The following is a 22,033-nucleotide window of genomic DNA, read 5'->3' on the forward strand; positions in this document are numbered from 1 at the left end:
AACTCATGAAGACATGCGTATTATCGGGCTATTTAATGCGTTCCGGATCGGAAATCATGTGAAATATGCATGAGGAGATGCCCGTGACCAATTCCGTCCTGCCTGTCTACAATCCCGCGCCGATGAAGCTGGAGCGCGGCCGCGGCGTCTGGTTGTTCGACGAGCAGGAGGCTGACTGGCTCGATTGCGTCGCGGGCATTGCCACCAATGCGCTGGGGCACTGCCATCCGCGTCTGGTCGCGGCGCTCGCCGAGCAGGCGGGCAAGCTCTGGCACGTGTCGAATGCCCTGGCGATACCGGGGCAAGTGGCGCTGGCGGAGCGGCTGACTGCGGCCTCGTTCGCCGATTATGCGTTCTTCACCAATAGCGGCGCCGAATCGATCGAGGCGGCCATCAAGATCGCCCGCCGCTATCACGCGGTGGGCGGCGAGGCGCAGCGGATCGACGTGATCGGCTTTGCCGGCAGTTTCCACGGGCGCACGTACGCCGGCATCAACGCCAGCGGCAGCACGGCGCTGCTCGACGGGTTCGGGCCGCGTCTGCCGGGCTACCTGCAGCTTTCGCTCGACGATCATGCGGCCTTTGCCGAAGCCGTCGCGCGTCCCGGAACGGCGGCGGTCATCGTCGAGCCGGTGCAGGGCGAGGGCGGTGCGCGCGCGCTTTTGCCGGAAGAGCTTCTACGACTGCGCGAACTCACCCGCCGTCACGGCGTGCTGCTGATCCATGACGAAGTGCAATGTGGCATGGGCCGCACCGGGCGCCTGTTTGCCCATCAGTGGGTCGAGGGCGCCGAGCCCGACATCATGGCGCTGGCCAAGGCGCTGGGCGGCGGCTTCCCGGTCGGCGCCTGCCTTGCCACGGCAGAAGCCGCGCGCGGCATGGTGTTCGGTTCGCATGGCAGCACGTTCGGCGGCAATCCGCTGGCCATGGCGGTGGCCCAGGCCGCGTTCGACGAGATCGCCCAGCCGCAGCTGATGGCGCACGTGGAGGCGATGTCGGCGCGCCTGCGCGAAGGGCTGGAGGGGCTGCGCCAGCGTCATCCCGGCGTAATCGAGGCCATTCGCGGCAAGGGGCTGCTGATCGGCGTGCGGCTGGCGACACCGAACAAGGCGTTCATCGTCGCGGCGCGCGAACATCGCTTGCTGCTGGCGGGCGGCGGCGACAATTGCGTGCGCCTGCTCCCGGCGCTGGTCATCACTGCCGAGGAAGTGGATGAAGTGATCCGCCGGTTCGAGGCGACCTGCCGCTCGGTCGAGCGCGCAGGCGCCGACGCGGCGCTGGTGGCCGGCTGATGCTTACCTCAACCTGCCCCGCCACCGGCACGCTAGTCTGGGGAGGCCGCAGCGATGATGCCGATGCGGTAGACCGGGCGATCGGCGCTGCGCGACGTGCATTCGAGGACTGGTCGCAGACGGACTTCGAACACCGCATCGCCTGTATGCGCCGCTACGCCGGCAAGCTCGAGGAAGCGGCTGGCGATCTGGCGCGGATGATCGCGCGCGAGACCGGGAAACCCTTGTGGGAGGCGTCAGGAAGTCGCCTCGATGATCGGCAAGGTGGAGATCTCGATCCGCGCCCAGGCCGAGCGCGCGGGCTATCGCGAGGAGCCGCAAGGCTTCGGGCAGGCAGTGCTGCGGCACCGTCCGCATGGCGTCATGGCGGTGCTGGGGCCCTATAATTTCCCGGGTCATCTCCCGAACGGACATATCGTACCGGCCCTGCTGGCCGGCAATGTCGTGGTGTTCAAACCCTCGGAGGAGACCCCGGGGACCGGAGCGATGATGGCCGCGTTGCTGCAGGCCGCGGGTCTGCCTGAATGTGTCCTCAACCTGGTCCAGGGTGGGCGCGGGACGGGCGCGGCGCTGATCGCGGGCGATATCGACGGGCTGCTGTTCACCGGCTCCGCTGCGACCGGCACCCTGCTGCGCCAGGCCACCGCCGATCGGCCGCATGTGATCCTGGCGCTCGAACTCGGCGGCAACAATCCGATCGTCGCCTGGGACGGTGATGCCGAGGCGGCGGCGTCCATCGTCGCACAGTCGGCCTTCGTCACCGCGGGCCAGCGCTGCTCCTGCGCACGCAGGCTGATCGTGCCGGATGGGGCCGTGGGCGAGCGTATCGTCAAGGCGGTGGCCGCGATCGCGGCGCGGATGCGGATCGGCGCGTGGGACGCGGTGCCGGAGCCGACATTCGGTCCGCTCGTCTCGGTCGCCGCGGCCGAGCGGGCGCGCGAGGATGTGCGCGCGCTCATCGCCCTTGGCGCGCGGGAGGTGTTGCCGCTGCGTGATCCTGCAGGCCTGCCGCCTGCCTTCATGGCGCCGGTCATGCTGGACGTGACCGGGATCGCGGTTCCGGACCGGGAGATCTTCGCGCCGGTGCTGCAGATCCGCAGGGTGGCCGATTTCGACGCCGCGATCGCCGCGGCGAACGACACGGTTTACGGCCTTTCTGCGGGGCTGGTTTCTGAGGATCCGGCGCTCTGGCGGCGCTTTGCCGTGCGGGTGCGCTCGGGCGTGGTCAACTGGAACCGCCCGACCACCGGCGCCAGCGGGGCGATGCCGTTCGGCGGCCTCGGCGCCTCTGGCAATCACCGGCCGAGCGCATACTATGCCGCTGATTACTGCGCCTATCCGGTCGCCAGTTTCGAGGCAGGGGCGGTCGTTGACGTGAGCGGCGAGATTCGCGGGCTGATGCCCGCCCGGAAGGAAAGCGGGGTGAACCAGGATGCGTGAGATCAACTTCGATGGCCTGATCGGACCGAGCCACAACTACGCAGGGCTTTCGCTGGGCAACATCGCTTCGGCCACCAATGCCGGCGGGGTTTCCGCCCCGCGCATGGCGGCCCTGCAGGGCATTGCCAAGATGCGGCGGATGCTGGCGCTGGGCCTGCCGCAAGGCCTGCTGCTGCCGCATGGCCGTCCCGATGCGGACTGGCTGCGCACGCTCGGCTTTGCAGGCGACGACGATGCCGTGTGCCGCGCCGCCTGGGCGCAGGAACCGGCGCTTCTGCGCAATGCCTTCTCGGCCTCGGCGATGTGGACCGCCAATGCCGCGACCGTTTCCCCTGCGCCCGATACCGCCGATGGACGCTGTCATTTCTCGGTCGCCAATCTCTCGACGATGCTCCACCGCAGCGTCGAGCACGCCGAGACCTTGCGCCAGCTGCGGCTGGCCTTTGCCGACGAGCGCCACTTTGCCGTCCACGCTGCCCTTCCCGCCGGCCTCGGCGACGAGGGTGCGGCCAATTTCATGCGTCTGGGCGCCCGTCACGCCAGCCCCGGCCTCGAACTCCTTGTCTACGGCGAGCGTAATGCCGCCTCTCCCTTCCCGGCCCGCCAGCACCGTGCGGCGAGCGCGGCGATCGCGCGCCGCCACGGGCTGCGCGACTTTGCCCTTGTTCGCCAGAGCGATGCCGCCATCGCTGCCGGGGCTTTCCACAACGATGTCGTCGCGGTCGCCAACGAGCATGTCCTGTTCACCCACGAACAGGCCTTTGCCGACCGCGACGGGCTCTATCGCCGCATCCGCGAAAGCCTTCCCGGCGCGGTAATTGTCGAGGCTCCTGCGGCGCGGGTCAGCCTCGATGCGGCGGTGCGCTCCTACTTGTTCAATTCGCAGCTCGTCACCTTGCCCGATGGCGGCATGGCGCTGGTGCTGCCGCAGGAAGCCCGCGAGACGCCAGAGGTCTGGGCCTGGCTGGAGGACGTGCGGGCCGGCGACAATCCGATCCGGCACCTCGAGGTGGTCGATGTGCGCGAATCGATGCGCAACGGCGGCGGCCCGGCTTGCTTGCGCCTGCGCGTGGCGGTGAGCGAGGAGGCCCATGCCGCGATCGACCACCGTTTCCTGCTCGACGACGGCAAGTGCGACCGCATCGCCGAAGTGGTCGAGCGGACATGGCCCGAACGGATCGCTCCTGACGACCTTGGCGAGCCGGACCTCTGGCACCAGTGTCGCACCGCGCGTGCGGCACTGCTCGGTGCCCTCGGCTTTGCGGCGGGCGAACTGTGAGTGCATTGCCTGCGGGTCGGCCCTTTGTCCGCCCTGTGCGCGAAGACGATCTCGATTCCCTGCTAGACCTCGCGGGCCTGACCGGCGGCGGCATGACCAACCTGCCGCCCGACCGCGCGACGCTGGCCGAGAAGATCGCCCGCAGCGAGACGGCGCTCGGCGCGGAGATCACCGCGCCGCAGGATGAATTCTACCTGCTGGTGCTGGAATCCGGGCAAGGGCAGGTCGTGGGCACTGCCAGCCTGTTCTCGCGGCTGGGTGCGAAGTGGCCATTCTACAGTTACAAGGTCAGCCGTGTCACCCACGTCTCGCGCGATCTGGAGCGCACGTTCTCGACCCGCATCCTTCACCTCGTCAACGACTTCGACGGGGCATCGGAAGTGGGGGGGCTGTTTCTCCATCCCGCGGCGCGCTCTGGCGGGCTGGGCGCGCTGCTGGCGCGCAGCCGCTACATGTTCATCGCCCAGCATCGCCAGCGCTTCGGCGAAGTGGTGATCGCGGACTTGCGCGGCTGGGTGGAGAACGGCACCAGCCCGTTCTGGGACGCGGTGGCAGGGCCGTTCTTCGGCAGCGGCTTCCTCGAGGCGGACCTTCACAACGCGGTCCACGGCAACCAGTTCATCGCTGACCTGATGCCGCGTTATCCGATCTATACCAGCATGTTGCCCGAAGCTGCGCGTACCGCCATTGGCAGGCCGCACGAAAGCTCGGTGCCCGCCCTGCGGTTGCTTCAGGCCGAGGGCTTCGCGCACGAGGGTTACTGCGACATCTTCGATGCCGGGCCGACCGTTCAGGTCCGTACCGACCGCATCCGCACCGTCAGCCTGTGCCGCCCGGTCGCGGCGGCGCTGCCGACCTTGCGTACGGACGAGCCGCAGGCGCTGCTGGCGCACGGGCAGGGCGCGGGCTTCCGGGTCTGGCAGGAGGCCGACTGACCTGTCGAGGGGCCCTCCCGGACGCTGCACTGCACAAGCGGCGTTGACGCGGTGGCCGTGCTGGGCGATGTGCGACAGGGGCTGCCGGTCGAGCGGCCGGTCGGCCAGACGGCCCAGCGGGGTGAAATGAGAATCGTCATCATCGACGACAGCGGCTTGCGCGCGACGGTGCTCGAAGAGGGGCTGCGCGAGGCGGGCTACGACGATATCCATATCGTCCCGCCGCGCGGCGCTTTCGTGGCGCGGCTGGAACGCATGGCCCCCGATGTCGTGCTGATGGACCTGGGCAGTCCGAGCCGCGACACCCTTGAGGAAATGCTCACCGTCAGCCGCGCGCTGGCACGGCCCATCGCGATGTTTGTCGACCAGTCCGACGAGGCGATGATCGGCGCCGCCATCGATGCCGGGGTCTCCGCCTATGTCGTCGACGGGCTGCGCAAGGAGCGGGTCAAGCCGGTGCTGGAACTGGCGGTGCGCCGGTTCAACACGTTCTCGCGCATGCAGAGCGAACTGGAGGAAGCGCGCACCGCGCTGGCCGATCGCAAGGTGGTCGACCGGGCCAAGTCGATCCTGATGAACCAGCGCGGGCTGTCGGAGCAGGATGCCTACAACCTCTTGCGCACCAGCGCGATGAACCAGGGCAAGAAGATCGTGGATGTGGCGCAGGCGCTGATTACCGCCAGCGACCTTCTGGGAGGCGGATTATGACAACAAGCCTGCGTATCGCCTTCCTGCCGCTCAACGACGTGGCAGTGCTGGCGGCAGCCCGTGAACGCGGTTTCGCCGAAGACGAAGGAATCGCGCTCGACCTCGTGCGCACGACGAGTTGGGCGACCTTGCGCGACCGGCTGGTCTACGGGCAGGTTCAGGCCGCGCACATGCTGGCGCCGCTGGCGGTTGCGGTGACGCTGGGCCTCAGCCAGCAACCGGCGGCGCTGGCCGCGCCCTACAAGCTCGGCGTCAATGGCAACATGCTGGTCATGGCCCGCGATTTTGCCGCAGCGCTCGATCCCGATCCGGCGCGGCGCCTGGCCGATCCGCTGGGCACCGCGCACGATTTTGCCGCAGCCATCGGGCTCTGGCGGCGCAAGCCGGTGATCGGCGTTGTCCATCGGTTTTCCAGCCACGCCCTCATGCTGCGCTACTGGTTGGCGAGCGCGGGTATCGATCCCGACCGCGACGTGGTGCTGCGGGTGCTGCCGCCCTCGCTGACGGTCGAGGCGATCCATGCCGGGGAGATCGACGGGTTCATCGCCGGGGAGCCCTGGGGCGGTGCCGCGATTGCCTCGGGCCGGGCCGAGGCGGTCGCCATCGGCGAACGCATCTGGCAGCGCGGGGTGGAGAAAGTGCTGGCCTTCCGCGAGCCCTGGCTTGAGGAAAACCCCGATACGGTCGACCGCTTGCTGCGTGCGCTGGCGCGGGCCGCGGCCTGGTGCGACGAGCCGGACAACCGCGAAGGGCTCGCCGAGATCCTGTCGCGTGCTGACTATGTAGACCAGCCGGCGGACCTGATCCTGGGCGCGCTGGGCGGCCGGATCGCGCCGCGCGCCGGAGATGCGCCGCTCGATTGCCCCAATTTCGTGCTGTTCTCGCGCGAGGCGACGCCGTTTCCCTGGCGCAGTCAGGCGCTGTGGATCTATTCGCAGTTGGTGCGCTGGGGCATGGTCGAGGCCTCGCCGCAAGCCGCCGCGCAGGCCGCTGCGGTGTTTCGTCCCGACGTGTTCCGCCGGGCGCTGGCCGGCAGCGACGTGCCGATGCCCGGGGCCAGCATGAAACTGGAAGGTGCGCTGGCAAGCCCGCGTGCGGTCGGCTCGCGCGGGGGCGACCTTACGCTGGGGCCGGACCGCTTCTTCGATGGCCGTGTCTTCGATCCTGAGCGGATCGACGACTATCTGGAAGGCTTTTTGCAGTTGCGCTGAAAAGATTGCGAATTTTGTGCCTTGCAACATCGGGCGAATCACGGAATTATATGAACACCGTGCGATGAAGCACGACCATACCGGATAGGCCGTTCCAAGGGCGGGACGCCATCCTCACCGATATTCGCAGCAAAGCCGCTGACCGGGCTCACCGCAAGGGTGACGTCCGGCCTGCGGCTTTTTTCGTGTCCGTTTTATGGGGGACGTTCGATGGCATCCGCATACTGGGAACGTGATGGAAAGGCCGATCCGGCCGAAAATGCACCGATGAGCGCAGCGGCGACCAGCTTCTGGAAAGCCGGTCATACGCCGACGCTGATCGCCGCCTTTCTTTACTTCGACCTCGCCTTCATGGTCTGGGTCCTGCTGGGGCCGCTGGCGCCCGAAATTTCCAAGACGCTGGGCCTGACGCCCGCTGAAAAGGGCCTGATGGTGGCCGTGCCGACGCTCGCCGGCGCGCTGCTGCGCGTCGTCAACGGCCTGCTGGTGGACCGCATCGGCCCCAAGCGTTCGGGCGCGATCAGCCAGGTCATCGTCATTGCCGGACTGTTCTTCGCCTGGTTCATGGGGGTGAGCAGCTTTGCCGGAACCCTGGCGCTGGGCGTGATCCTCGGTTTTGCCGGGGCCAGCTTCGCGATCGCCTTGCCGCTCGCCAGCCGCTGGTATCCGGCCGAGCATCAGGGCAAGGCGATGGGCCTTGCCGGCATGGGCAATTCGGGCACGGTGCTCGCTTCGCTCTTTGCACCGGTGCTGGCCAAGATGTTCGGCTGGAACGCGGTGCTGGGCCTTGCCTGCATCCCGCTGAGCGTCGTTTTTGTCGCCTACATGCTGATGGCCAAGGATTCGCCTAACCAGCCCGCCCCGCGCAAGCTGGTCGACTATTTCGAACCGCTCAAGCACGCCGATGCCTGGTGGCTGATGGGCTTCTATTCGGTGACGTTTGGTGGTTTTGTCGGTCTTGCCGCCTCGCTGCCGATCTATTTCACCGACCAGTTCGGCCTGACCACGATCACCGCCGGTTACTGCACCGCTGCCTGCGTCTTTGCCGGTTCGCTGGTGCGCCCGATGGGCGGCGCCCTGGCTGACAGGATCGGCGGCGTGAAGGCGCTGATGATGGTCTACACGGTCGCCGCGATCGCCCTTGCCGGGGTGGCGCAGGCCCACTCCCTGCCCGCGGCGCTGGGCATGTTCGTGATCGCCATGCTGGCGCTGGGCACCGGCAACGGTTCCGTTTTCCAGCTCGTGCCGCAGCGCTTCCAGGCCGAGATCGGGGTGATGACCGGTCTGGTCGGCATGGCCGGCGGCATTGGCGGCTTCTACCTCGCCAGCTCGCTGGGGCTGGCCAAGCAGCTGACCGGCAGCTTCGCCCCCGGGTTCCTGATCTTCGCAGGGCTTGCCGTGGTGGCGCTCGCTTCGGTGGCGCTGGTCAAGAGCCGCTGGCGCGCGACCTGGAAGACCGTCGCCCGCATATAATGGGAGAGCAGCGCGGCGTTCCGGCCTGACGGTCGGGGCGCCGCCATCCCTTGCCCCCAGGAGATCAGCCGAATGCGATACATGCTTGGAACGGTGGCCGCGCTGGCCGCCGCCGGGTCCGCTCATGCCGAAGAAGTGGACCTCAAACCCATTGTCGAAGCGCGGGCGCGCTACGAACATGTCGACCAGGACGACATCGACAAGGCCGCCGATGCCCTGACCTTGCGCCTGCGCGCCGGTGCCACCGCGACGACCGGCGCTTTCAGCGCCACCGTCGTCGGCCAGGGCACGCTGGCCGCGGTGGATCACTATTATGACGGCCTGAACGGTGTGGCCAACCGGCCCTTGGTGGCCGATCCCCAGGACATCGCGCTCTACCTCGCCCAGCTTCAGTACAAGACCAAGGGCGTGACGCTGACGGCAGGCCGCCAGAGGATCGCCCTCGACGACGAGCGATTTGTCGGCAATGCCGGTTTTCGTGACAATGCGCAGACCTTCGATGCCGTGCGTGCCGAACTGACCCCGCTCAAGGGGCTGAAGCTCGACGTTTCCTATGCCTGGAGTGCCCGCACCATCTGGGGCATCGACGGCCACGGCGCACGCCAGCAGGCGGTGAGCGGCGACAATGTCTTTGCCAACCTTTCCTACGTGACGCCGGTGGGCACCCTTTCGGGCTTTGCCTATCTGGTCGACCAGGACGAGGCGGCCGTGCAGGGCTACCGCCTGTCGAGCCAGACTTACGGGACCCGTCTGGCCGGCAGCCATGCCTTCGGCAAGGATGCCAAGCTCTCGTGGCAGGCCAGCTATGCCCGCCAGTACGACTGGCACCATAATCCCAATAACTACCACGCCGATTACTGGCTGGCCGACGCCCTGCTCGACGTGAAGGGCTGGAAGCTCAATGGCGGCTATGAAGTGCTCGGCGCCAGCAGCGGCGCGGCGCTGACCAGTTTCCAGGTCCCGCTCGGCACCAATTTCAAGTTCCAGGGCTGGGCCGACAAGTTCCTGACCACGCCGGCCAACGGCGTGCGGGATCTCTACTTCGGTGGTGGCTACGGGATGAAGCAGCTGGGCCCGCTTTCGGCGGTCGCCCTGCAGGGCACCTGGCACCGGTTCGACGGCGACCGGCTGGACCAGCACTATGGCAACGAGCTTGATCTTATCGCGAGTGCGAAGGTCAGCAAGACGACCGTTGCGCTGCGTTATGCCCATTACGACGCCCGCCAGATGGCGGTGGACACCGATAAGTACTGGATTCAATTCGACTGGGCGATCTGATCGCCGCTTTTGACGGAATCGCTTGAGCCTTCGGGCGATTCCGTTTATTGTGCAATGCAAAGGACGACGGTGTCCTTCCTACATCACCGAAGCGACCCACCGGCGGGTCGCGGAGGCCCATACGATGGCAAGGCCGCCATCCAGACTTTCGGTTTCAAACCGAGGGTCCGGATGGCGGCCTTTTTCTTTTTCTCCCTCGAATTTCAGGAGATGCGGGGATGGAATTTCAGGACGGGATCGACGCTTCGGCGGATTACGAGGACAGGCTGATCGTGCCTTCGGCCGATGTGCGTGAGCACCTCGTTGTGGTCGGTAACGGCATGGCGGGCTGCCGCGCGGTGGAGGAACTGCTGGCGCGCGACGCTTCGCGTTACCGCGTCACCATCTTCGGCGCCGAGCCGCACGTGAACTACAACCGCATCATGCTCTCGCCGGTGCTGGCGGGCGAGAAGACCTTCGACGAGATCGTCATCAACAGCCGCGAATGGTACGACGAGAACGACATCGCCCTCATCACCGCCGATCCCGTCACCGCGATCGACCGGGCGGGCAAGACCGTCACTTCGAAGTCGGGCCGCAAGGTCCACTACGACCGGTTGCTGATCGCCACCGGCTCCGATCCCTTCATCATCCCGGTCCCCGGCAAGGACCTGCCGGGCGTCATCTCGTTCCGCGACATGAAGGACGTGGACACGATGCTGGCCGCGGCCGAGGCGGGCAAGGTCGATGGCGCCAGCGAGGCAGCGGCCAGCGCGGTGGTCATCGGCGGCGGCCTGCTCGGCCTTGAAGCCGCGCACGGGCTGACGCTGCGCGGCATGAAGGTCACTGTTATCCACCTGATGCCGACGCTGATGGAGCGCCAGCTCGACGAAGCGGCAGGCTGGCTGCTCAAGACGGCGCTGGAAGGGCGCGGCCAGACGATCCTTACCGGCGCCGACACCGCGGAGATCTACGGCGAGGGCAAGGTCGAGGGCGTGCGCCTCAAGGACGGGCGCGAGATTCCCGCGAGCCTGGTGGTCATGGCGGTCGGCATCCGGCCTGCGGTGGCTCTGGCACGCGAGGCGGGGCTTGAGGTGGGCCGCGGCATCAAGGTCGACGATCACATGGTGACGAGCGATCCCGCCGTGCTCGCGGTGGGCGAATGCGTCGAGCATGACGGCAATGTCTACGGCCTCGTGGCGCCGCTCTGGGACATGTGCCGCAGCCTGGCCGACGGCCTGACCGACCAGCACAGCGGCTACAAGGGTTCGGTCACTTCCACCAAGCTCAAGGTCGCGGGCCTCGACGTGTTCTCGGCCGGGGACTTCTCGGGCGGCGAAGGCTGCGAGGACATCGTCCTGCGCGATGCCGCGCGCGGGGTCTACAAGCGCGTCGTGGTCAAGGCGGACAAGGTCGTCGGCGCGGTGCTCTATGGCGACACTGCCGATGGCGGCTGGTACTTCGACCTGCTCAAGAAGGGCGAGGACGTTTCGGAAATCCGCGACCTCCTGATCTTCGGGCAGGCCTTTGCCGCCGGAGGAGCCGGGCTGGACCCTAAGGCCGCCGTTGCGGCGCTCCCCGCAGATGCCGAAATCTGCGGCTGCAACGGCGTCTCCAAGGGACAGGTCGTGGCTTCGATCGAGGGCGGCGCCTGCAGTCTCGATGCCGTGCGCGCCACCTGCAAGGCCTCGGCCAGCTGCGGTTCGTGCACCGGCCTCGTCGAGACGCTGCTGGCACTGACGCTGGGAGAAGAGGTACAGAACGGCCCCAAGACCCTGTGCAAGTGCACCAGCTTCACCCACGACGACGTGCGCCGCGAGATCGTGGCGCAGGAGATGAAGTCGATCCCCGAGGTGATGCACAAGCTCCACTGGTCGACACCCGACGGCTGCGCCTCGTGCCGCCCGGCGCTCAACTACTATCTGCTCTGCGCGCTTCCGGGCGAATACGTCGACGACCAGGCCAGCCGCTTCGTCAACGAGCGTATGCACGCCAACATCCAGAAGGACGGCACCTACTCGGTGGTCCCGCGCATGTGGGGCGGCCTTACCAATCCGAAGGAACTGCGCGCGATCGCCGATGTCGTCGAGAAGTTCAATGCGCCGATGGTCAAGGTGACCGGCGGCCAGCGGCTCGACATCTTCGGGATCAGGAAGGAGGACCTGCCCGCGGTCTGGGCCGACCTCAACGCCGCCGGCATGGTCTCGGGCCACGCCTACGGCAAGAGCTTGCGCACCGTGAAGACTTGCGTTGGGTCCGAATGGTGCCGCTTCGGCACGCAGGATTCGACCGGCCTCGGTGTCCAGATCGAGCGGATGACCTGGGGCTCGTGGATGCCGCACAAGTTCAAGATCGCCGTCTCGGGCTGCCCGCGCAACTGCGCCGAAGCCACGATCAAGGACTTTGGCGTGGTCTGCGTCGACTCGGGCTACGAACTCCACGTCGGCGGCAATGGCGGCATCCACGTCCGCGCCACCGACCTCCTCTGCAAGGTCGCGACCGAGCAGGAGGCGATGGAGGTCTGCGCCGCCTTCATCCAGCTCTACCGCGAGGAAGCCCGCTATCTCGAACGCACCGCGCCGTGGATCGAGCGTGTCGGCCTTGGCTACGTGAAGGGCAAGCTGCTCGAAAGCGACGGCGCGCCTGCCGATGCGATCGCGACGTATGCCGCGCGCTTCCACCATTCGCAGAGCTTCTCCCAGGAAGATCCCTGGGCCGAGCGTGCCGCCGGCGACCGCGCCGACCTGCACCAGCCGCTCGAACCCATCGCAATTGCCGCGGAGTGACAGACATGACCCAGTGGATCGAAATCGGCTTGCTGTCCGACATCCCGCTTCGCGGCGCCCGCACTGTCCAGCTTGAGGGCGAGAAGGAAATCGCGGTGTTCCGCACCGGCGACGGCGAGGTCTTCGCGCTCGTCAACGAATGCCCGCACAAGAAGGGGCCGCTCAGCCAGGGCATCGTCCATGGCCACTCGGTCGCCTGCCCGCTGCACAACTGGAACATCGCGCTGCGCACCGGCGAGGCGCAGGGCGAGGACAAGGGCTGCACCCCCACCATCGCGGTCAGGCTCGAGGGTGAGCGCGTGCTCATCGCCCGTCCGGAACTGGTGGAGGAGGCAGCCTGATGCGCGCTGCGGTCCGCACGACTTGCGCCTACTGCGGCGTCGGCTGCGGCATCGCAGCGACGCCGAATCCGAACGGGGCCGGCGAACGCTCGGTCGAGATCCGGGGGGACGAGGCGCACCCCGCCAATGCCGGGCGCCTGTGCTCCAAGGGCACGCACCTGGGGGAGACGGTCGCCCTCACCGGCCGTCTCCTCACCCCGATGATCGGCGACAGGCGCGCCTCCTGGGACAAGGCGCTCGACCTCGTGGCCAGGCGCTTTGCCGAGACCATCGCCCGCCACGGGCCCGACAGCGTTGCCTTCTACGTATCGGGTCAGCTCCTCACCGAGGACTACTACGTCGCCAACAAGCTGATGAAGGGGTTCATCGGCTCTGCCAACATCGACACAAATTCGCGCCTCTGCATGTCGAGCGCGGTCGCCGGCCACATGCGCGCCTTCGGCGAGGACGTGGTGCCCGCGCGCTACGACGACCTCGAAGCGGCGGACCTCGTGGTGCTGGTCGGCTCGAACACCGCGTGGTGCCATCCGATCGTCTACCAGCGCATCCAGGCGGCCCGCGCCGCGCGCGGCAGCAAGCTCGTCGTCATCGACCCGCGCCGCACCGAGACCTGCGAGGGCGCCGACCTCCACCTCGCGCTGCGCCCGGGCAGCGACGTTGCCCTCATGAAGGGCCTGCTCGCCTGGCTCGCGGCCGAGGACGCGCTCGACCGCGACTATCTCGCCGCGCATGTCGAGGTTCCCGGTGGCTTCTGGGAAGAACTGGAGGCGACATCCGACCTCTGGACCACCGCGAAGACCTGCGACCTCGATCCGCAGGCGCTGCTGCGCTTTTTCGAACTGTTCCGCGACAATCCGCGCACCGTCACGGTGTTCAGCCAGGGCATCAACCAGTCGATCCGCGGCACCGACCAGGTCAACGCGATCCTCAACCTGCACCTTGCCACCGGCCGCATCGGCAAGCCGGGTGCGGCGCCTTTCTCGATCACCGGCCAGCCCAATGCCATGGGCGGGCGCGAGGTCGGCGGGCTCGCCTCGACGCTGGCCTCGCACATGGATTTCGCGCCCGAGAACGTCGCCCGCGTCGGCCGCTTCTGGGCCGCACCCAATATGGCCACCAGGCCCGGCCTCAAGGCGGTCGACCTGTTCCGCGCGATGGGCGAGGGCCGCATCAAGGCGGTCTGGATCATGGCGACGAACCCGGCGGTCTCGCTTCCCGATGCTGCCCGCGTGCGCGAGGCGCTGGCCAAGTGCCCCTTCGTGGTGGTCTCCGACGTCATGGCCGAGACCGACACCGGCGCCCATGCCCATGTCCGCCTGCCCGCCGCCGCATGGGGCGAAAAGGACGGCACCGTCACCAATTCCGAGCGTGTGGTGAGCCGCCAACGCCGCTTCATGGCGCTTCCGGGAGAGGCCATGCCCGATTGGTGGATCATCAAGGAAGTGGGCCGCCGCATGGGCTGGAAGGGCGAGTTTGCCTATGACCACCCAGCCGACATCTGGCGCGAACACGCGCGCCTCACCGCTTATCAGAACGACGGCCCCGCCAGTGGCGGCCGCGTCCTGAACCTCGCCGACAAGGCCGCGATCGGCAACCAGGCCTACGAGGACATGGCGCCGTTCCGCTGGGGCGGGACACCTTTTGCCGACGGGCGCTTCTCCACCCCTTCGGGCAAGGCGCGTATGCTCCCCGTGGTGCAGATGGAACTGCAGGACCCGCTGCGCGACTGGCCGCTCACGCTCAACACCGGGCGCTACCGCGACCAGTGGCACACGATGACACGCACCGGCCTTGCGCCCAAGCTCGCCCGCCACCGCGAGGAACCGCTGGTCGAGGTCAACCCCGGCGATGCCGAAGTGATGGGCCTCAGGAGCGGCGATCTCGCGCGGGTTGCCACGCCGCAGGGGGACAGCCTGTTCCGCGTGGCGCTGTCGGACGGCCAGCGTCCGGGCGAGATCTTCACGCCGATCCACTGGACCGACCAGACCTCCACCGGCGGGCGCACCGGCCTCTTGCCGCGCCCGCTGGTCGATCCGCACTCGGGCCAGCCGGGCTTCAAGTCGACGCCCGCGCGGCTCGCCAAGGTCGCGACCGAATGGAAGGGCTTCCTCATCCTGCGCGGTGAGCACCCCGTGAAGGTGCCCTGCCTGTGGGCGACAAAAGTCGCGGTTCCCGGCGGCGCGCTCTACGAGATCGCGGGCAACGGCGATCCCGCCCGGATCGAGGCCTGCCTGCCCAGGGGCGAGCGTGTCGAGGCGATCGACCAGGCGCGCGGCAGCCGCCGCGTGGCCGTCATCGTCGAGGGGCGGCTTGCGGGCGTGCTGTTCCTGACCCGCACCGGCCTGCTGCCATCGCGCGACTGGCTGATCGGTCAGCTGGCGGCCGAGGGCGTAGGGGCGGCCGTGCTCGCCGCGCGCGGCCCCGGTAGCCAGCCGGACAAGGGGGCCACGATCTGCGTCTGCTTCGACATCGGGCTCAACCAGATCGTTGCCGCCATCCGCGAGCAGGCGCTGGTCGACGTGCCCGCCATCGGCAAGGCGCTGGGCGCGGGCACCAATTGCGGCTCCTGCCGCCCCGCGCTTGCCAAGATCCTGGTCCAGACGAACGAGGAGGTTCTCGATGCAGCCGAATGACCTGATCCAACCGGGCGAAGTCTGGCTGGTGGGTGCCGGGCCGGGCGATCCCGACCTGCTCACCCGCAAGGCCGAACGCCTGATCGGCGCGGCCGACGTGGTCTTTTTCGATGCCCTGGTCGGCGCTGGCGTGCTGGAGCTGATCCCGGCCGGGACCGAGCGGGTCAGCGTCGGCAAGCGCTCGGGCCGCCACAGCAAGGCGCAGGGCTCGATCAACGACCTGCTGCTGGAAGCGGCGCTTGCGGGCAAGCGCGTGGTGCGGCTGAAGGGCGGCGACCCCTCGGTGTTCGGACGTTCGGCCGAGGAGATGGATCACCTTGCCGCAGGCGGCGTAGCGGTGCGCATCTGCCCCGGCGTCACCACCGCGAGCGCGGCGGCGGCCAGCGCGCAGGCCTCGCTCACCTTGCGCGGCGTGGCACGCGGGATCACGCTGGTCACGGCCCACCTCAAGGCCGGCGAGCCGCTGCAGCTCGACTGGGCGGCGCTGGCCAGCCCCGGCGGCACGCTGGGCGTCTACATGGGCCGGGCGGCGGCGGGCGAGATCGCCCGCGGGCTGATCGCCGCGGGGCGGCATCCCGATACGCCGGTGATGGTCGCGGTCAATGTCTCGATGGCGAACGAGCGGCTGATCCGGGGCAAGCTCTCGGCGCTGGCGTTCCTGGTCGCCACCATCAGCGACGACGACCCCACCCTGCTGCTGATCGGCGAGGCGGTGGGCGCGCGTGCCAGTGACGCCGCCCGGGCCGCCGTCCGTGCCGCCGTCGGGGCGGCGATCCCGGCGGCGACGCCTGCCGCGTGATCCAGGATTGTTCGCCCGCCCGGCTCGGCTTTGTCGAGGCGTTCGCCGCGATTTACGCCCGTGTCCTGCCGCTGGGGTGCGAAGCGGTGGCAAGCCACGCGGCGAGCGGACGTATCCTCGCCGAGCGGGTGTTCGCCCAGCGTGACCATCCGCCGTTCGACATGGCGGCCATGGATGGCTTTGCCGTGGCCCGGGAGGACGCGGGCGGCTCGGGCGAGCGCCGCCTGCGCCTTGGCGCGCCGCAGTTCGCAGGCGACCGGGCCGAGCCGCTCGCGTGCGGCGAGGCGCGGCCGATCTATACCGGCGCCGAAATCCCGCCCGGCGCGGCGGCGGTACTGGTACAGGAACGGGCCAGGATCGCGGGCGCCTCGCTCCTGCTGGCCGAGCCGCTTGCGGACAACCTCAACATCCGCAGCCGGGGCGAGGATGCCCGCTGCGGCGAATGCATCGCGCCCGCCGGGCTGCGGGTGAACCCGGCGATTGTCGGCGCGCTGTGCAGCTTCGGGATCGCCGAGGTCCGGGTGCGCCGGATGCCGCGCGTCGCGCTGGTCACCACCGGGGCGGAACTGGCGCCGGTCGGCACGGCTGCCGGCGGCGCGGTGATCGACGCCAACGGCCCGATGATCGCCGCCCTGCTGGCCGAGGCAGGCTGCCTCCTGACGGAGCGCCATCATGTCGCCGACGATGAAGCGGACTTGCGCGCATGTCTCGCCGGGTGCCGGGCAAGCGGGGTGGACATCATCGTCACCACCGGCGGCGCCTCGGTCGGTGCGCGCGACCTGGTGCGCGGCGCGGTCGAGGCCAGCGGCGGCGTGGTCCACTTCCACGGCGTCCACATGCGCCCGGGCAAGCCGGTGCTGTTCGCCTCCCATGCGGCGGGGCCGCTGGTCTTCGGCCTGCCCGGCAATCCGGTGGCGGCGCTGGTCGCGGCGCGGTTTTTCCTGCTCCACGCGGTGCGCGGCCTGCAGGGGCGCGAGGCGGAAGCACCGCTCACGCTGCTGCCGGCTTCAAAGGCCGGTGACGGCTGGATCGAGAGCGGGCCGACGCGCGTGCTCAAGGCCCGGATGAGCGGTTATGGCGCCGATGGCCGGGTGGAGGTCCTGCCGGGCCAGCAGTCGCACCGGCTGCGTCCGCTGCTGGAGGCCAATGCCTGGCTTGTCACCGGCGGCGGCCTGCCCGCGCGCCTGTTTCCCCTGTTCGATCACGCCTGATCCGCGCAAAACGCCCCGATCCACTGCCGCCTGAGCGGAACTCTCTATAAATCAAACGTAAGTGCGAATAGAGTGGTGGAATGAATCATGGGCACGCACCATCGTGGTCCGGCATGGTGAGGGGCACGGTGCTGACCAGTCTGCTTGCGGGCATCGGTTATTTCCTGCTGGCAGCGGGCACGATCCACCTGACCAGCAATGGCCGCGACATCGCGACCGTGTGGGCAGCCAATGCCGTGCTGCTTGCCCTCCTGCTCGATCGGCCCAAGCGGCGTTGGGGCGCGATCCTGGTGGCCGGGTTCATCGGCAATGCGGCGGCCAACCTCGTCACCCGCGGCACCATCGAGGCGCCGCTGTTCTATGGGGTCGCCAATATCGTCGAGGTGGTGATCGCCGCCCTGGGCCTGCGTGCCAGCACCGAGGAAGGCGGCATCCTGCATCGTCCCACCAACGTGTTTCGCCTGTTCCTCTGGGCCGGGCTGCTGGCGCCGCTGGCCAGCGCCTTCCTTGGCGCGGGAACCGCCGTGCTGGTGTTCGATGAACCGTTCCTGCGCTCGCTGACCACCTGGTATGCCAGCGATGCGCTGGGCCTGCTGATCTTCACGCCGCTGCTCTATGCCCTGTTTCGCGGGGACTACGGCAGGAGCATCTATGCAATGACGCCCCTCCAGCGGCTGGAGATGGGCGGCGTGCTGCTGTTGACGGCGGCGACCTGCATCGTCGTGTTCCGTTCGCATCAGCTGCCGATCCTGTTCCTGGTGGCGATGCCGATCACCCTCACCAATTTCCGGGTGGGGGCGCTGGGCACCAAGCTGGCGATCCTGATCACCGCGGTCATCGGCGGGCTCTACACGATGCACGACCTCGGGCCGATCACGCTCGCCTCGTCCGATCCGCGGGTCCAGGCGCTGTTCTTCCAGTTCTTCCTGGCCTGCCTGCTGCTGGGCGAACTGCCGGTGGGGGCCGCGCTCGCGGCGCAGCAGAGCCTGCTGCAGACGCTTGCCGAACGCGAGCGGGCCATGCGCCTGATGGCCTCGCAATCGCCCGACCTGCTGCTCAGCTTCGATGAGCGCGGCGTCTGTCGCTACGCACTGGGGGCGGCACGGTCGCTGCTGGGCGATGTTCCCAAGGCCTTTATCGGGCAGGGGATCGAATGCCTGACTGCCGATCCGGCGGTGCTGGTCGAAGCGTCGCGGCAGGCGCGGGAGGACCGGCAGGGGGTCTACCTTGCCGAGTTCCAGCCGTGCAACAAGCCGGACCTTCATCTGGAAGCCTCGTTCCGCGCCACCGTGGACGATCGCGGCAATTTCCTCGGCACGCTGGCCTCGATCCGCGACATCACCGCGCGCAAGCAGCAGGAACTGGCGCTGGTCCGCTATGCCCAGACCGACGACCTGACCGGCCTGCTCAACCGTGCCGGTTTCCTCCAGAAGCTGGGCACGGCGATTGCCGGGGACGAGCGCGGCGATATCTGCATCGCGCTCATCGACATGGACCATTTCAAGCGGATCAACGACAACCGCGGCCATCAGGCCGGCGATGCGGTGTTGCAGGAAATCGGCGCGCGGCTGTCCTCGCAGGTTCGGGCCACCGATGCGGTCGGACGGCTGGGCGGCGACGAGTTCGTGGTGCTGATGCCGCGCTGCGGCTGGGATACCGCGCGCGAGATCGGCAACCGGCTGGTCGCGGCGGTCGGCCGCACGCCGATCGTGCTGCCGGACGGCGGCCCGGCGGTAACCGCCAGCATCAGTTGCGGGATCGCCCGCTACCGCAAGGGCTGGACGATGGCCCAGTTCCTCAGCGAAGCCGACCGGGCGCTCTACGAGGCGAAAGGCGCCGGTCGCGACCGCATCATGTGCGCGTGAGGCGCGATCCCGGGCGAAAACCCCGGCACGGCGGGAAACGCCGGTCGCTCATGAACCTATAACCGGCGGCTATCATTCTGTGAACCAACGCATTCACAGCGGCTCGCGGCGTTGACAAGCGCCCGGCGAGGCCCTTGTGTCGCCGCGGATTGCGGAGGCACGATGGACGTTACAATAATGAATGGTACAGGCGAAGAGGCGCAGGCGGCCCCGGCTGCAACGGCCCCCGCCGCAACAGCAGGTCCGGCGCGGCGGATCCTGGCGCTTTACCTGTTGCTCGGATTTTCCGCGGGCCTGCCTTTCTACATGTTCAACGCCGTCCTCACGCTGCGCCTTGCCCGGCACGGTGTGGACATCGTCGTCATCGGCTTCTTTGCCTGGGTGGCGCTGCTGCCGACCTTCAAGTTTGCCTGGGCGCCGCTGCTGGACCGCTACGACATTCCCGGTTTCTCCCGCTTTTTCGGGCGGCGGCGCGGCTGGATCATGCTTTCGCAGCTCGGCATCTTCACGGCCATGGTGGCCATGGCGCTGACCTCCGGCGACACCAGCCTGCCGATGACCGCGCTGTTCGCCATCCTGCTCGCCTTCTGGACAACGACGCTGGAAGTCGCCGCCGACGGCTGGCGCATCGAACTGGCGCCGACGCAGGCCGAACAGGGGCCGGTGGTGGCCGCCAATCTCTGGGGCTACCGGGGCGCGATGGTGGCGGCGGGCAGCGGGGCGGTGTTTGCCGCCGCGCGGCTGGACTGGACCTGGGCCTACCTGATCATCGCCATCGCCGCCTTCCTGCCGTTCCCGATCCTGGCCGCGATGCGCCCCGATCCCGAGGCGCGCGGCAGGCGTTCGGCGGCGCTGGCGGGCGGGCTGGCGACGAGCGCGGCGATCCTGACGCTGAGCGCGCTGGCCACGGCCGCGGTCGGCTGGGCGATCCTTTCGGCGGCAGCCAGCGCGGGCTTTTCCTCGAAGACCAACGTCACGCCGATCGTGCTGGGGATTGCGATGTTGCCCTTCGCGGCGTTCGCGCTGTTCCTGCCGCGCATCCGCCGCCTGCCGGCCGGGGCTGACCGGTCGATGAACGGCCTGCTGGCGCCTTATGTCGAGCTGTTCTGGCGTTACGGCTATGCGGTGCTGCCGGTGCTGGCGTTTGTCTCGTTCTACCGCATGGGCGACGTGCTGACGCTGACCCTGTCGCACCCCTTGTGGAATGCGGCTGGCTATTCGCTCGAACAGATCAGCATGGCCGACGGCGCGGTGGCGCTGGTCTGCAGCATGGCCGGCGTGGCGCTGGGCGGACTGCTGGCGGCGCGGCTGCGGCTGGCGGCGGCGCTGGCGATCGGGGCCCTGGCCTCGGCGATCAGCAACTGGATCTTCGTGTGGCTGTGGTGGCAGGAGCCGTCCTCGGCGGTGCTCTACATCTCGGCGGGCATCGACCAGTTCGGCCACGGCTTTGCCGGGGCGATCTTTGTGGTCTACCTCTCGATGCTGGTCAGCCCGCGCTATCCCGGTACGCAATATGCGTTCCTGTCGGGCTTTGCATTCCTGCTGCCGCGCCTGCTGGCCGGTGCCGCCGGCGCGATCCAGACGCGGATCGGCTACGACGGTTTCTTCATGCTGTCGGGCAGCCTCAGCCTTGCGGCGGTGGTCTTCCTGCCGGCGATCGCGCGGGCCCGTGCCCGCGGCGCCGAAGTGCCAGAAGGAGAAGAGGCATGATCGAGGACGTCTGCGAGGAGGCCTTTGCCGCCGCCGCGCGCCATGTCGCGGACGGGCGGATACCCGGCGCCGCTCTGGGGCTCGTCACCGCCGATGGCGCCCGCGCGGTGCGCCTCGCCGGACTGGCCGCGCGCGAGCCGGAGCCCGAGGCGCTCACCCGTGAGCACTGGTTCGACCTCGCCTCGGTCTCCAAGGTCATCGCCACGACCACGATGATCCTGAGGCTTGCCGAGGCGGGCAGGCTCGATCTCGACCGGCCGCTCACCGATGCCATTCCGGACTTGCGCCAGTACGACCCGCTCGGCGCCGCCGAACGCCAGCTGACGTTCCGCGATTGCCTCGCGCATCGCACCTTTTTCCCGGCGGTGGAGCCGATCTACACCTATGGCGACGACCCTGCGCGGCTGCGCGCCTTTGTGCTCCAGCGCGAATGGCGCCATGGTCCGCCGGTCTATTCCGACATCAACTTCATCCTTCTGGGCATCGCCATCGAGCGGATCACCGGCGTGCCGCTCGACCGTTGGCCGCAGGGCGAATGGCCGCTGGGGGAGGGGCTCTGCTATGGCCCGCCGCCGGGCCCCGCGGTGGCGACCGAGCGCTGCATGTGGCGCGGGCGCATCCTCAAGGGCGAGGTCCACGACGAGAACGCCGCCGCCCTCGGCGGGCGTCCCGGCCATGCCGGCTTGTTCGGCACCGTCGACGGGGTGCTGGGCTTTGCCGAGGCGCTGCTGCGCGGCGAGGTGCTGGGGCCGGCGATGCTGGAGGAGATCCGCACCGCGCAGTACGAGCATCGCACCTGCGGCTGGGAACTGCCGTTTGCCGGATGGTCGGGCGGGCAGGCCTGCTCGCCGCTGACGATCGGGCACACCGGCTTTACCGGCACCGGCCTCTGGGTCGATTTCGAGCGCGGGCTGGCCTGGACGCTGCTGACCAACCGCGTCCACCCGACCCGCCATTTCGACAGCGGCATCTTTGTGCTGCGCCCCGAAACCGGCGAGGCGGTGGTGCGCGGCTTCGACCGGCGCGGCTGAACCGGCGGCGGGGCCCGCCCGTCATGCCCTGCCTGCGGACGGACATAACCTCAGGGTATGAA

General features: G+C 68.6%; 15 protein-coding genes and 1 pseudogene. All 16 read left to right on the forward strand.

The genetic code is table 11. The features are described 5' to 3' along the window. Positions 1-77 precede the first annotated feature (77 nt). Positions 78-1,292, forward strand: coding sequence for an aspartate aminotransferase family protein (locus DM450_RS19535; protein ID WP_142638368.1), 1,215 nt, complete (start codon positions 78-80; stop codon positions 1,290-1,292). Then, positions 1,292-2,732: pseudogene (gene astD, locus DM450_RS19540) on the forward strand (succinylglutamate-semialdehyde dehydrogenase). The gene DM450_RS19535 and the pseudogene astD overlap by 1 nt, the downstream one beginning before the upstream one ends. Then, positions 2,725-4,011: an N-succinylarginine dihydrolase gene (locus DM450_RS19545; RefSeq protein ID WP_142638370.1), complete on the forward strand. Its 1,287-nt coding sequence runs from the start codon at positions 2,725-2,727 to the stop codon at positions 4,009-4,011. Before astD ends, DM450_RS19545 begins: the two are co-directional and overlap by 8 nt. Next, positions 4,008-4,946 carry an arginine N-succinyltransferase gene (locus tag DM450_RS19550; RefSeq protein ID WP_260610585.1) on the forward strand — a complete coding sequence of 313 codons (939 nt, stop codon included), beginning with the start codon at positions 4,008-4,010 and terminating at the stop codon, positions 4,944-4,946. Before DM450_RS19545 ends, DM450_RS19550 begins: the two co-directional genes overlap by 4 nt. A gap of 126 nt (positions 4,947-5,072) precedes the next feature. Beyond that, positions 5,073-5,654, forward strand: a complete 582-nt coding sequence (locus tag DM450_RS19555; RefSeq protein WP_142639370.1) for an ANTAR domain-containing response regulator — start codon at positions 5,073-5,075, stop codon at positions 5,652-5,654. Beyond that, the gene (locus tag DM450_RS19560) at positions 5,651-6,865 is read left to right on the forward strand and encodes a CmpA/NrtA family ABC transporter substrate-binding protein (RefSeq protein ID WP_142638372.1); all 1,215 of its coding nucleotides are present in this window, start codon (positions 5,651-5,653) and stop codon (positions 6,863-6,865) included. Before DM450_RS19555 ends, DM450_RS19560 begins: the two co-directional genes overlap by 4 nt. Before the next feature lie 210 nt (positions 6,866-7,075). After that, positions 7,076-8,338 carry a nitrate/nitrite transporter gene (locus DM450_RS19565; RefSeq protein WP_142638375.1) on the forward strand — a complete coding sequence of 421 codons (1,263 nt, stop codon included), beginning with the start codon at positions 7,076-7,078 and terminating at the stop codon, positions 8,336-8,338. A 72-nt stretch (positions 8,339-8,410) separates the two neighbouring features. Then, positions 8,411-9,616, forward strand: coding sequence for an alginate export family protein (locus tag DM450_RS19570; protein WP_142638377.1), 1,206 nt, complete (start codon positions 8,411-8,413; stop codon positions 9,614-9,616). Between the two features lie 218 nt (positions 9,617-9,834). Next, on the forward strand, positions 9,835-12,381 hold the full coding sequence (gene nirB / locus DM450_RS19575) for a nitrite reductase large subunit NirB (RefSeq protein ID WP_142638379.1): 2,547 nt from the start codon (positions 9,835-9,837) through the stop codon (positions 12,379-12,381). Between the two features lie 5 nt (positions 12,382-12,386). After that, complete coding sequence (nirD, locus tag DM450_RS19580) at positions 12,387-12,722, forward strand: nitrite reductase small subunit NirD (protein ID WP_142638381.1); 336 nt, start codon at positions 12,387-12,389, stop codon at positions 12,720-12,722. Then, complete coding sequence (locus tag DM450_RS19585) at positions 12,722-15,355, forward strand: nitrate reductase (protein WP_142638383.1); 2,634 nt, start codon at positions 12,722-12,724, stop codon at positions 15,353-15,355. The genes nirD and DM450_RS19585 overlap by 1 nt, the downstream gene beginning before the upstream one ends. Next, positions 15,342-16,154 carry a uroporphyrinogen-III C-methyltransferase gene (cobA, locus tag DM450_RS19590; protein WP_142638385.1) on the forward strand — a complete coding sequence of 271 codons (813 nt, stop codon included), beginning with the start codon at positions 15,342-15,344 and terminating at the stop codon, positions 16,152-16,154. Before DM450_RS19585 ends, cobA begins: the two co-directional genes overlap by 14 nt. Further along, entirely contained in the window at positions 16,151-17,365 is a 1,215-nt protein-coding gene (locus tag DM450_RS19595) for a molybdopterin molybdotransferase MoeA (RefSeq protein WP_142638387.1), read from the forward strand. The genes cobA and DM450_RS19595 overlap by 4 nt, the downstream gene beginning before the upstream one ends. Positions 17,366-17,445: 80 nt before the next feature. Beyond that, complete coding sequence (locus DM450_RS19600; RefSeq protein WP_142638389.1) at positions 17,446-19,230, forward strand: sensor domain-containing diguanylate cyclase; 1,785 nt, start codon at positions 17,446-17,448, stop codon at positions 19,228-19,230. A 177-nt stretch (positions 19,231-19,407) separates the two neighbouring features. Beyond that, positions 19,408-20,940, forward strand: a complete 1,533-nt coding sequence (locus DM450_RS19605; RefSeq protein WP_260610589.1) for a permease — start codon at positions 19,408-19,410, stop codon at positions 20,938-20,940. Next, a complete protein-coding gene (locus DM450_RS19610) occupies positions 20,937-21,971 on the forward strand; it encodes a serine hydrolase domain-containing protein (RefSeq protein ID WP_142638391.1) in 1,035 nt (344 codons plus the stop codon). The genes DM450_RS19605 and DM450_RS19610 overlap by 4 nt, the downstream gene beginning before the upstream one ends. Positions 21,972-22,033 lie beyond the last annotated feature (62 nt).

It is taken from the genome of Sphingomonas sp. IC081 (genome assembly GCF_006874585.1).
Classification (GTDB): domain Bacteria; phylum Pseudomonadota; class Alphaproteobacteria; order Sphingomonadales; family Sphingomonadaceae; genus Novosphingobium.